8 protein-coding genes and 3 tRNA genes are annotated in these 12,549 nt (G+C 52.9%); 6 read left to right on the forward strand and 5 right to left on the reverse strand.

Translation table 11 applies throughout. The annotated features are described in order from the left end of the window. Nucleotides 1-8: 8 nt before the first annotated feature. Nucleotides 9-743, reverse strand: coding sequence for a fumarate reductase iron-sulfur protein (gene frdB / locus OGY72_RS17865; RefSeq protein WP_003025540.1), 735 nt, complete (start codon nucleotides 741-743; stop codon nucleotides 9-11). Further along, complete coding sequence (gene frdA, locus OGY72_RS17870) at nucleotides 736-2,526, reverse strand: fumarate reductase (quinol) flavoprotein subunit (protein WP_003830519.1); 1,791 nt, start codon at nucleotides 2,524-2,526, stop codon at nucleotides 736-738. Before frdA ends, frdB begins: the two co-directional genes overlap by 8 nt. 323 nt (nucleotides 2,527-2,849) lie before the next feature. Between frdA and epmA the strand changes: the two genes are divergently transcribed. Together epmA and yjeM are read left to right on the forward strand one after the other, a co-directional pair. Next, nucleotides 2,850-3,827: an elongation factor P--(R)-beta-lysine ligase gene (gene epmA / locus OGY72_RS17875; RefSeq protein ID WP_079939036.1), complete on the forward strand. Its 978-nt coding sequence runs from the start codon at nucleotides 2,850-2,852 to the stop codon at nucleotides 3,825-3,827. Nucleotides 3,828-4,041: 214 nt separating this feature from the next. Further along, nucleotides 4,042-5,544 (forward strand): glutamate/gamma-aminobutyrate family transporter YjeM, encoded by a 1,503-nt coding sequence (gene yjeM, locus OGY72_RS17880; RefSeq protein ID WP_063941663.1) that lies wholly within the window; start codon nucleotides 4,042-4,044, stop codon nucleotides 5,542-5,544. A gap of 94 nt (nucleotides 5,545-5,638) precedes the next feature. Here yjeM and mscM read toward each other — a convergent pair whose 3' ends face one another. From mscM to rsgA, 3 genes are all read right to left on the reverse strand, one after another. Next, on the reverse strand, nucleotides 5,639-8,953 hold the full coding sequence (gene mscM / locus OGY72_RS17885; protein WP_003830513.1) for a miniconductance mechanosensitive channel MscM: 3,315 nt from the start codon (nucleotides 8,951-8,953) through the stop codon (nucleotides 5,639-5,641). A gap of 17 nt (nucleotides 8,954-8,970) precedes the next feature. Beyond that, nucleotides 8,971-9,939, reverse strand: a complete 969-nt coding sequence (gene asd, locus OGY72_RS17890; protein ID WP_003830511.1) for an archaetidylserine decarboxylase — start codon at nucleotides 9,937-9,939, stop codon at nucleotides 8,971-8,973. A 92-nt stretch (nucleotides 9,940-10,031) separates the two neighbouring features. Further along, nucleotides 10,032-11,084 carry a small ribosomal subunit biogenesis GTPase RsgA gene (rsgA, locus tag OGY72_RS17895; protein ID WP_170974257.1) on the reverse strand — a complete coding sequence of 351 codons (1,053 nt, stop codon included), beginning with the start codon at nucleotides 11,082-11,084 and terminating at the stop codon, nucleotides 10,032-10,034. 105 nt (nucleotides 11,085-11,189) lie between these two features. On the opposite strand from rsgA, the gene orn reads away from it, so the two are divergent. The 4 genes from orn (at nucleotide 11,190) to OGY72_RS17915 (ending at nucleotide 12,472) form a co-directional block, all read left to right on the forward strand. Then, the gene (gene orn / locus OGY72_RS17900) at nucleotides 11,190-11,735 is read left to right on the forward strand and encodes an oligoribonuclease (protein ID WP_149282145.1); all 546 of its coding nucleotides are present in this window, start codon (nucleotides 11,190-11,192) and stop codon (nucleotides 11,733-11,735) included. Between the two features lie 196 nt (nucleotides 11,736-11,931). Next, nucleotides 11,932-12,007: transfer RNA gene (locus OGY72_RS17905), tRNA-Gly, on the forward strand. Nucleotides 12,008-12,163: 156 nt separating this feature from the next. Continuing rightward, nucleotides 12,164-12,239: transfer RNA gene (locus OGY72_RS17910), tRNA-Gly, on the forward strand. 157 nt (nucleotides 12,240-12,396) lie between these two features. Next, nucleotides 12,397-12,472: transfer RNA gene (locus tag OGY72_RS17915), tRNA-Gly, on the forward strand. The last annotated feature ends 77 nt before the right edge of the window (nucleotides 12,473-12,549 follow it).

Genomic DNA, 12,549 nt, shown 5'->3' on the forward strand with positions numbered 1-12,549 from the left:
TGCACTCCTTAGCGTGGTTTCAGGGTAGCGATAAGAAAGTCTTTTGAACTTTCAACTTTACCCTGCTGAATGGCCGCAGCCGGATCGACGTGTTTCGGGCAGACTTCGGAGCAGTAGCCCACGAAAGTACAGGTCCAGACGCCGTTCGGGCTGTTCAACTGAGCCATACGCTCCTTCTTACCGTGGTCGCGGCTATCTTCGTTGTAACGATGCGCCAGCGTAATCGCAGCCGGTCCAATGAACTCAGGGTTCAGGCCGAACTGCGGACACGCGGCATAGCACAGACCACAGTTGATGCAACCGGAGAACTGATGATACTTCGCCATCTGCGCCGGAGTCTGGGTGTTTGGACCCTGATCCGGTGTACGCGGGTTACCGATAATGTACGGTTTGATCGCTTCCAGGCTTTCGATAAAGTGCGTCATGTCGACGACCAGATCGCGCTCAATCGGGAAATTGCCCAGCGCTTCAACCTTCATGCCGTTGGTGTAATCACGCAGGAAGGTTTTGCACGCCAGTTTCGGTACATTGTTGACCATCATGCCGCAGGAGCCGCAGATCGCCATACGGCAGGACCAGCGGTAGCTCAGGTCCGGTGCCAGGTTATCCTTGATGTAGCCCAGCGCATCCAGCAGTGACGTGGTTTCATCATAAGGAACTTCGTAGAAAGCACTGTGCGGCGCGGTATCGGTTTCCGGGTTATAGCGCACCACCTCAACTTTCAGGTTTTTCATCTCAGCCATTCGCCTTCTCCTTCTTATCGGCTGCTTCCGCTTCGCCACCGTAAACACGTTTAGCCGGTGGCAGAGTGGTGATTTTCACGTCGCTGTATTCCAGGCGAGTCGTGCCGTCAGCATCGCGGAAGGCGAGGGTGTGTTTGAGGAAGTTCACATCGTCACGCTCGGTGCAGCCTTCATCCAGACGCTGATGCGCGCCGCGGGATTCTTTACGTGCCAGAGCGGAGTGCGCCATACATTCAGCAACGTTCAGACCGTGACCCAGTTCGATGGTATACAGCAGGTCGGTGTTGAAGACGCTGGAGGTATCAGTGATACGTACGCGCTTGAAGCGTTCCTGCAGTTCCGCCAGCTTATCAACGGTTTTCTGCATGAGTTCCGGCGTACGGTAGATACCGCAACCTTCTTCCATGGACAGGCCCATTTCGTCACGGATCTTAGACCAGTTTTCGTTACCTTCCTGGTTAACCAGATCTTTCAGACGTTTTTCAACGCCAGCAACCTGTGCATCAAGAGCGGCACTGTTTGCAGCGCCAGCCGTTGCAGCGCGTTCTGCAGCCTGCTCACCGGCCATACGACCGAAGACCACCAGTTCAGCCAGGGAGTTAGAGCCCAGACGGTTAGCGCCATGCAGACCAACAGAGGAACATTCGCCGACAGCGAACAGACCTTTAATGCGGGTTTCACAGTGCTGATCGGTTTCGATACCGCCCATGGTGTAGTGCGCGGTCGGACGTACCGGGATCGGCTCTTTAACCGGATCGACACCCACGTAAGCTTTCGCCAGTTCGCAGATGAACGGTAAACGTTCGAGCAGTTTTTTCTCGCCGAGGTGACGCAGGTCGAGGTGAACCACATCGCCACGCGGAGTGGAAATGGTGTTGCCTTTGCGCCATTCGTGCCAGAACGCCTGAGAAACTTTGTCGCGCGGACCGAGTTCCATGTATTTGTTTTTTGGCTCGCCCAGCGGGGTTTCCGGACCCATGCCGTAGTCTTGCAGATAACGGTAGCCGTTTTTGTTAACCAGAATACCGCCTTCACCACGGCAGCCTTCAGTCATCAGGATACCGGAGCCTGGCAGACCTGTTGGGTGATACTGAACGAATTCCATATCACGCAGCGGAACGCCGTGGCTCAGCGCCATGCCCATACCGTCGCCGGTTACGATGCCGCCGTTGGTGTTGTAACGGTAAACACGACCTGCGCCGCCCGTTGCCATCACGACAGCGTTAGCACGGATTTGCACCAGCGTGCCTTCCATCATGTTCATGGCAACCAGACCACGAGCATGGCCATCGTCAACCAGGATATCCAGAACGAAGTGTTCGTCAAAGCGCTGAATCTGCGGGAACTGCAAAGATGTTTGGAACAGCGTATGCAGCATGTGGAAGCCGGTCTTATCCGCGGCAAACCAGGTACGCTCGATTTTCATGCCGCCGAAGCGACGTACGTTGACGCTACCGTCTTCACGACGGCTCCATGGGCAGCCCCATTGTTCCAGTTGCGTCATTTCAGTTGGGCAGTGGTGGACAAAGTAATCCACGACATCCTGCTCACACAGCCAGTCTCCGCCTGCTACCGTATCGTGAAAATGGTAGTCAAAGCTGTCATGATCCTGCGCGACAGCAGCAGAGCCGCCTTCGGCAGCAACGGTATGGCTGCGCATTGGGTACACTTTTGAGATCAGTGCGATTTTAGCGTTGGGATTTGCTTGTGCGGCAGCAATTGCAGCACGTAATCCCGCGCCACCGGCGCCTATAATGGCAAGATCGGCTTGAAAGGTTTGCACGACATTCCTCCAGATTGTTGTTATTTCATCCCTGCCTGAATCAGATGCTTCATCGGCTTCAAACAGGTTATGAACGCGTTTCCACTGCTCCTTTATAGGTACAATAGTATAGTCTTAGGGATGTGTGGGAAATTTGACGTGTTCGATTTTTTTAGCGTATCAGAGGGGGGAATTATCATTGAATTTGATTAATTTAATTACTAAACCACCCTGTGTCGCTTTTTTTATCCAATTGCCAGTGCTGATTACTGGTGCGCGAAATTTGTCTCGTTAGCGCGATACGAGTAGACTTCGTGCCCTTGTCTTAAATCGGAGAAACAACCATGAGCGAAACGGCAACCTGGCAGCCGAGCGCGTCCATCCCCAATCTGTTGAAACGTGCAGCAATTATAGCGGAGATTCGCCGCTTTTTTGCCGATCGTGGCGTGCTTGAGGTTGAGACCCCTTGTATGAGTCAGGCAACGGTGACGGACATCCATCTGTTCCCGTTCGAAACGCGTTTCGTCGGCCCTGGGCACTCCCAGGGAATGAATCTCTATTTAATGACCAGCCCTGAATACCATATGAAGCGCCTGCTGGTGGCAGGGTGCGGCCCAGTGTATCAATTATGCCGCAGCTTCCGTAATGAAGAGATGGGGCGTCATCACAACCCTGAATTCACCATGCTTGAGTGGTATCGTCCGCATTACGATATGTATCGCCTGATGAATGAAGTGGATGATTTGCTCCAGCAGGTGTTGGACTGTTCGCCTGCGGAAAGCCTTTCTTACCAGCAGGCCTTTCAGCGCCATCTGGAGATTGACCCGCTGTCTGCGGATAAAACCCAACTGCGGGAAGCGGCGGCGAAATTGGATCTCAGCAATATCGCTGATACCGAAGAAGACCGGGATACCTTACTGCAACTGCTGTTTACGATGGGCGTTGAACCGCATATTGGTAAAGACAAACCGACGTTTGTGTATCATTTCCCGGCCAGCCAGGCATCACTGGCGCAAATCAGTACCGAAGATCACCGCGTGGCTGAACGTTTCGAGGTTTATTACAAAGGTATTGAGCTGGCGAATGGTTTCCATGAATTGACCGACGCGCGCGAACAGCAGCAGCGATTTGAACAGGATAACCGCAAACGCGCCGCACGTGGCCTGCCGCAGCAACCTATCGATACCAACCTGCTGGAAGCGCTGAAAGTGGGCATGCCGGATTGCTCAGGCGTGGCGCTGGGTGTTGACCGTCTGGTGATGCTCGCGCTGGGCGCAGAGAGCCTGGCCGAGGTAATCGCATTTACAGTCGATCGCGCATAACTTACTCTTCTGCAATACAAAGTGGCGGCTTAATCGCCACTTTGTAGCATATTTTTTCATTTCCCCTCTAATAGCCACAATTTACACCTGGATATTTGATATCGTTTAGGTATCAATTCTGTGTTGATTTTTTTATCGCTGAACTCTGCAAAGAGAGCAGTGCCAACCGGTGAGCGGCGTTTGTTAAACGCTTGCCAGAGTAAGGGATGGTTTAATGACCCAAACAATAAAAAAGATGAGCCTGATAGGTCTCATTCTCATGATATTTACGTCAGTTTTCGGTTTTGCTAATAGCCCCTCCGCGTTCTATTTAATGGGGTATAGTGCAATACCGTGGTATATATTTTCTGCATTATTATTCTTTATTCCATTTGCTTTAATGATGGCGGAAATGGGTTCTGCCTATCGGAAAGAAGAGGGGGGAATCTATTCGTGGATGAATAATAGCGTTGGACCGCGTTATGCGTTTATCGGCACGTTTATGTGGTTTTCTTCTTATGTGATATGGATGGTAAGCACCGCGGCGAAAGTCTGGGTACCTTTTTCAACCTTCTTGTTTGGCGCAGACATGACGCAGCACTGGCGTATTGCAGGGCTTGAGCCTACGCAGGTTGTCGGGTTGCTCGCCGTCGGTTGGATGATCCTGGTGACCTGCGTGGCATCCCGGGGTATTAATAAGATTGCGCGTATTACGGCTGTAGGTGGAATTGCCGTAATGTGTCTTAATTTAGTTCTGTTGTTAGTGAGTGTCGCTATTTTGTTATTAACTGGTGGCCACTTTGCACAGGATATTAATTTCATCTCCTCGCCTAATCCCGGATATCAGTCCGGACTGGCAATGTTGTCATTTGTTGTGTTTGCCATTTTTGCTTACGGCGGAATTGAAGCTGTGGGGGGACTGGTTGATAAAACAGAAAAACCAGAAAAGAACTTTGCTAAAGGCATTGTTTTTGCCGCTATTGTCATTTCTGTTGGTTATTCACTGGCCATCTTTTTATGGGGCGTTAGCACTAACTGGCAACAGGTATTAAGTAATAGCTCAGTTAACCTCGGGAATATTACCTATATCCTGATGAAAAGCCTCGGAATGACGTTGGGTAATGCGCTACATCTTTCCCCTGATGCCGCAATGGTGATGGGCGTATGGTTTGCACGTATTACCGGGCTTTCCATGTTCCTTGCCTACACCGGCGCTTTTTTCACCCTCAGTTACTCACCGCTGAAAGCGATTATTCAGGGCACGCCGAAGGCGTTGTGGCCCGCGCCGATGACCAAACTGAATGCCGTAGGGATGCCGACGACGGCAATGTGGTTACAGTGCCTGCTGGTGAGCCTGTTTATCCTGTTGGTTTCATTTGGTGGCGATACGGCTTCAGCGTTCTATAACAAACTGACGCTGATGGCGAACGTCTCGATGACGCTGCCGTATCTGTTCCTGGCGCTGGCGTTTCCGTTCTTTAAATCCCATCCGGGTCTGGAAAGGCCGTTTGTTGTATTTAAAACCCGAGCGGCGACGTTGCTGGCAACGGGAGTGGTCGTGCTGGTGGTGACGTTTGCCAACGTGTTCACTATCATCCAGCCGGTAATTGAAGCCGGAGACTGGAACAGCGCACTGTGGATGACCGGCGGTCCGATCTTCTTCTCACTGCTGGCGATGGCGATTTATCAGAACTACAGCCGTCGCACGATCAACGAGCCTGAGTGGGCGGTGGAATAAACGACCTGCCTAATCCGGCCTACAAAGTAGCATCTTCGTAGGCCGGATTAGACCCAACGGGTCGCCATCCGGCATTTCTTGCCTGCATTGTGCGTTACAAACTCCCTGCCGGGCGACTACCTCTTCCTGCAGAACTTAATGTTCTCCCTGTTTGCTTACCGCCGAGGCTCTCCAGACGCATCTGGAACGGAGGGAACGGCATATCAATACCGTGCTCGCGGAAGCCTGCCAGAATCAGTTGGTGGATTTCATGGCGCAGCGGCATGCGATGCCCCATCTCTGCGGCATAAATACGCAGTTCGAAGATTTGAATCCCCTGCTGCAGGTCAACCAGAAAGACTTCAGGTGCCGGATTATCGATAACCAGAGAACAGCGCTGCGCGGCAGTCAGCAGGATCTGCGTAACCTCCTCGCTGTTCGCCTCCGACGGTGCCGGGATGGTTAACACCACACGGGTAACGGAATCGGATAACGACCAGTTGATAAACTGTTCGGTGATAAAGGCTTTGTTGGGCACGATGATCTCTTTGCGGTCCCAGTCGCTGATAGTGGTGGCACGGGTATTAATCTTCGTCACGCTACCGGTAAGATCGCGAATCGTCACCGTGTCGCCAATGCGGATTGGTTTTTCAAACAGGATTATCAGGCCGGAAATAAAGTTGGCGAAGATCTCCTGCAAACCAAAGCCCAGACCAACACCGAGAGCCGCCACCAGCCATTGCAGTTTGGACCATTCAATACCGATCATCGAGAAGCCAACCAGACCGCCAATCAGCATCAGCAGATACTTGGTGATGGTGGTGATGGCATAACCGGTACCGGGGGTTAAATCAAGATGTTGCAGTAGTGCCAGCTCCAGCAACGCGGGCAGGTTGCGTACTAACTGGGTGGTGATGATAAACACCAGAATCGCGATAAGCACTGCGCCCAGCGTTATCGGTTCTAAGCTTTCCACGCCCTGAACCGTGGAGGTGACATCCCACAACGAGATGTTTTCCAGGAAGCCGAAAGCGGAATGAATTTCTGACCACAGTACAATGACCGAGAGCAGGGCGATAAGCATCAGGATAGAACGCACCAGGCGCAGCGATTGTGCGCTGATAGCATCCAAATCCACTTCGCTTTCATCAACGTCAATCGCGCCTTCAAGGCTGGTGGAATGCGGTGGTTCTTCTTCACCTCGCGCGCGCTGCGCCAGCATTTCAGCGCGTCGATGCTTGGCGCGGTCAAACGCCAGGCGGCGGCGCTGAATTAGCATCCAACGGCGGATAACGTGATACACCACCAGCAATAAGAACCAAATCGCTACGGACGTTTCCAGACGCGCCAGCAAGGCTTGTGACGTAGCGAGATAGCCCACCGCTGCGGCGAGAATAGCAATCAGCGGCGCACCCATCAGCAAATTCCACAGCATGCTGTTGACCATGTTATCGCTGTTGCCCTCTTTATCGAGGTACAGCGGTATCCCGGCGCGTTTCAGGCTCAGGGTTACCACCGCCAGCGCACCGCAAATCAGAATAAAGCACAGACGACCCAGTGAGGCGGAGAATTCCCGGTCATTGAGGTTATCAAACATAATCACCGCCATGATCAGCGGGACGATCAGCCCGATGCTCATCAGGTAATAGTGCATGGCTTTCGCGACGCGGTTCCGTGGCCAGCCAAAGTGGGCAATGAACAGACCATTGGGGCGCGCAAAGGTGGCGCAGATCATTACCGCCCACAGCATGGGCACCGTGGCGGTAACGCCATCGCCGATCGCGACAGCCAACGGATAAGGCCAGGCTTCCTGCAATCCGTAACCGAGCGTTGCCCACAGCACCGGCAACGGAGAAGCGACGAGTATTGACCAGAATACCGTGCGTATTGTCAGCCAGAAGTGGTCCTGGGTGACTTTCCCGACCCGCGCGGACGAGCGTTCAAGGAAACGGGTGAAGTGCTTGCGCGAAGAGAGGCTAAAGCCAACCAGCACCAACGCCGCGAACAGCGGTAGCAGCGTTTCTTTGCTGGTCAGCATCATGATGCTGGCCTGGCCCAACTGATTAAACGTATCTAATGAAATCAGACGCCGCAGATCCTGAACGATGTCGACAGGCCAGGAGAGGGAGATAGGGCTAACGTCTGACGTCCAGAACAGGTAGCGGTGCGTCGCTTCGTTGACCTCTTTTAGCGCATCTTCCAGTTGGCTGTTGGAAACTTTGAGCTTGGTCAGCTCAAGGATCAGCGTATCGCCACCCTGTAACAATGAGTTCAGCAGCTCACGCTGGGTCCGTAGCTGGGCGTTGAGGATGCTGCTCTGTTCAGCGGTCAGCGGTTGTCCATCGGCCTGATGAATCTGACGCAGCTGCGGCTGTTTGTTGAGGAGATCCTCATAGCGCATGCGGTGTACGCGAAGCTGCGCCATTTCGGTATCCAACTGCTGAGGTTTAGGCATTTCCGGCAGACGGGATACCTGCGCTCGCAGCGCTTCTCCCAGCATATTTGAAACCCCAAGCCACTGAGACTGCTCTCGCAGCGTATTCAATGCCTGACGCACCTGCAGCGTTTGGCTGGCGGCCTGACGCTGCTGCGAAGCGACCAGGTCCATACGCTGTGCTTGCTGGTTTAAGGCCTGAGACAGCTCGCGGTTCACCTTGAACTGGTCGACAATGCCTTCCGGCAGCCCCGCGCTGTTTTCCGCCAGCAGTTCGGTGCTTTCCAGCGCTCGCTCAGCTTCACGCTGACGTTGACTGTTGAGTTGATTGCGCAAAGCCTGCAGGTAAGTGTCGAGTTGTTGACTCTGTTTTTCCGCCAGTTCGGAGCGCATACGCGCCAGTTCCTGACGGTTATTGGCAGAAAGCTGCGCCAGCTCCAGTTCATCGACCTGGGCTTTAAGTTTGGCGGATTCAGCCTGCATCGCCTGATTCTGTGCGGAATTGCCGTTGGCGGTACCAATGCGTCGCTCAAGCTCATTGAGCTGGCGGCGGGCATCGGTTTGCTGTTGAGGAAGCTGGCTTAACGAGTCGGCGATTTCCCGGGCGCGATCCTGCTCCTGCTGGGCCTGACGACTCTTTTCCAGCAGTTGGCTGCTAACCTGGAGGATCTCCTGGTTTAACGCATCGGTAGTGAGTCCGGTTGGCACATTGCGCGGTTCATCACGCAGGTTGCTAAGCTGCGCGCGTAACGTTGCGGACAGCTTGGGGAAGTTATCAATAACTTGCTGGTATTGCTGGGCGCGCTCGAGAGAGCCTTTACGCTCCTCAAGGGCATTCAGCGCGGACTGGAGCGCCTCAACGGTTTCTGGCTGAGCGGGTTTTGCCGCCTTTGCTTGCTCCAGTTCCTGGGTGAGTTGTTTGGCATCGGGGGCCGTCGCAGCGTACGCCCCCAGGCTGAGGCACCAGGCCATCAGAAAAGTGATAATCAGGCGCACAGCAGCGATTCCTATGTTTAACTTTCGTCTTTTTTGTCGTCAACCAGCGGGCTGGCATCGTGTTCTGCTTCGATCTCTTCTTTCGCCAGCGGGGCCGGTTCTGCCTCTGGCGTCACGAAAGTCTCGGTCGAGATGGCCATTGGCTGGCCGATTTTAGTCACGGAAAGATCCTGCAATTGCTCAACCAGGTTAACTTTGCCAGGTGCGAACAGGTTGATGACGGTGGAACCGAGCTTAAAGCGGCCCATTTCCTGACCTTTCAGCAGCGCCACCGACCCTTCGCTTTCGCCTTCCGGCCAGGTCCAGCGCTTGATGACGCCTTCTCGTGGTGGGGTAATGGTGCCAGCCCATGTGGTTTCAATGCTGCCGACGATGGTCGCGCCGACCAGAATCTGCACCATCGGGCCAAATTCGGTATCAAACAGACAGATTACACGTTCGTTGCGGGCAAACAGGTTCGGTACGTTTTGCGCAGTCAGGATGTTTACAGAGAAGAGATCGCCCGGCACGTACATCATTTCACGCAGGATACCGTTACACGGCATGTGTACACGGTGGTAATCGCGTGGAGACAAGTAAGTGGTTACAAACGTACCGTTGCGGAATTTATCCGCCATCTGGTAGTTGCCAGCCAGCAGCGCTTCAAGGGTATAGCTGTGCCCTTTAGCCTGCAGCAGTTTGTCTTCTTCGATGTTACCTAACTGGTTGATCACGCCGTCAGCGGGCATGACCAGTACGTTTGGATCGGTGTTAATCGGGCGTGCATCGTCGCGCAGCGGGCGAACAAAGAAGTCGTTAAAGGTGCGATAGCTGGCGGTGTCCGGCTTTTGCGCCTCTTTCATATCGACCTTGTAATATTTCACGAACAGATCGATAACCAGTTTGGTCAGCCATCCCGCTCGTTTGCTCGCACCCCAACCCGCCAGGCGAGTGAGCCATAGTTTCGGCAGAATGTATTGTAGCGAAAGCTTAAATGAGTTTAACAAGGTAGCCTCCAGGCCATAATTTGTTCCCGATCCGGCATACGGGCCGGATCCTGAAAAAAGGGGGACGATTCTAGCGATGCTTAGCTTAGTTGTCAGTTGTCTGTATCAGAAAAGTTTTTACGCGTTTTTACCTGCGCCATGCTTTCCAGGATGCGGTGATAATTTTCAAACCGGGTTTCGGCTATGGCCCCTTTTTCTACAGCCTCACGGATAGCGCAGCCTGGATCGGTATCATGCTTGCAGTCGCGGTATTTGCAATGGCCCAGATAGTCATGAAATTCGACAAAGCCATGCGTGATTTGTTCCGGCTCCAGATGCCACAGTCCAAACTCACGCACGCCAGGGGAGTCAATAACGTCGCCGCCGTGCGGGAAATGATACAGGCGAGAGGCCGTGGTGGTGTGCTGTCCAAGGCCGGAGTTGTCAGAGACATCATTGGTCAGGATCTCTTCCTGCAGGCCGAGGAGATTATTGAGCAGGCTGGATTTACCTACGCCCGATTGACCGGCAAAAATGCTGATGCGATCGGTTAATGCTTCTTCAAGCGGTTTCAGGCCGTCTTTTGTGCGGCTTGATACCATCAACACCCGATAGCCAATGTTGCGATAGATATCCATCTGTTCGTTAACGAAGGCCATGCCTTCATCATCCAGCAGATCGATCTTATTCAGCACGATAATCGGTTCAACGTGTAGCGTTTCGCAGGCTACCAGATACCGGTCGATAATATTGAGTGACAGCTCGGGTAAGATGGCTGAGACAATAACGATCTGGTCGATGTTGGCGGCAATAGGCTTTACCCCGTCGTAAAAGTCGGGTCGTGTCAGTACCGAGGTACGATCGTGTACCGCTTCAACGATACCTTTGACATTCACGCCTTCAGCTGCCGCTTTACCCGGGCGCCAGACTACGCGATCGCCGGTCACCAGCGAGCGAATTGTACGGCGGATGTTGCAACGGTGAATTTCACCGTCAGCAGACTCTACGTCGGCATGCATGCCAAAACGGCTGATAACGATGCCTTCGGCGGTTTCGCCAAACAGGTTGTCGTCGTAGTCGGGCTTCTCCGTGGACGTTTTAAGACGACGCTGGTGATTGGCGTTCACACGGCGCTGTTGGCCTTTGGAGAGTTTATTCTTACTCAATCGGACTGGCTCCTGGTCGCCCATGATGGGCAAAACATTTATGATACACACAATTTTAGATCAATGTAGTCACACTGAATGTGACGCTGAAGGGTGGAAAATAGCATGAGTGCCAATGAAAACAACCTGATTTGGATCGATCTGGAGATGACAGGTCTGGATCCCGAGCGCGATCGCATTATTGAGATCGCCACGCTGGTGACGGATGCCAACCTGAATATTCTGGCTGAAGGACCGACAATTGCGGTGCACCAGTCCGACGAACAGCTGGCATTAATGGATGACTGGAACGTACGTACGCATACCGGTAGCGGGCTGGTGGAGCGCGTGAAGGCGAGCACCATGGGCGATCGTGAAGCTGAACTGGCCACGCTGGCTTTTTTGAGAGAGTGGGTTCCGCAAGGGAAATCACCTATCTGCGGCAACAGCATCGGGCAGGATCGTCGTTTCCTGTTTAAATACATGCCGGAGCTGGAGGCGTATTTCCATTATCGCTATCTGGACGTCAGCACGCTCAAAGAACTGGCGCGTCGTTGGAAGCCGGAAATCCTTGCGGGCTTCACCAAGCAGGGAACACATCAGGCGATGGACGACATTCGTGAATCTGTTGCTGAGCTTGCTTACTATCGCGAACATTTTATTAATCTTTGATTTTGTTCTCCGGTGGCTTGCGTCACCGGTTTTTTGACGCTAAATTGTTCAGCTTGATTGTAAATTAATCACTTGAACGAATTTTCGAAAAAAACGCTTTCAGGGGGGTTGCAGCTAAACGGATTTCTCGTATAATGCGCCTCCCGTAACGACGCAGAAATGCGAATTACGACAGCAACAAAAGCAGTACAGATTTGCGGGAATAGCTCAGTTGGTAGAGCACGACCTTGCCAAGGTCGGGGTCGCGAGTTCGAGTCTCGTTTCCCGCTCCAAAATTTGAAAATGCTTGTAAAGCACAGACCACCAATCGCAGGATTTCGAATTGCGACAAGGCGGCAACTGAATGAGTCCTCAGGAGCTTACTAAAGTAAGTGACTCAGGCGAATGAAGGCAGCCAACGCAGTAGCGGTTCGAAAGACGAAGATTATGCGGGAATAGCTCAGTTGGTAGAGCACGACCTTGCCAAGGTCGGGGTCGCGAGTTCGAGTCTCGTTTCCCGCTCCAAAATTTGAAAGTGCTTGTTAAGCACAGACCACCAAATCGCAGGATTTCGAATTGCGACAAGGCGGCAACTGAATGAGTCCTTTGGAGCTTACTGAAGTAAGTGAATCAGGCGAATGAAGGCAGCCAACGCAGTAGTAGTTCGAAAGACGAAGATTAAGCGGGAATAGCTCAGTTGGTAGAGCACGACCTTGCCAAGGTCGGGGTCGCGAGTTCGAGTCTCGTTTCCCGCTCCAAATTCTTACCCCAATAAAAATATCCACAACGAATAATTGCGTTGGGGACGTTTTTTTTCGTCATTGACATACTCTTG

It is taken from the genome of Citrobacter sp. Cpo221, assembly GCF_030332345.1.
Taxonomy (GTDB): domain Bacteria; phylum Pseudomonadota; class Gammaproteobacteria; order Enterobacterales; family Enterobacteriaceae; genus Citrobacter; species Citrobacter portucalensis.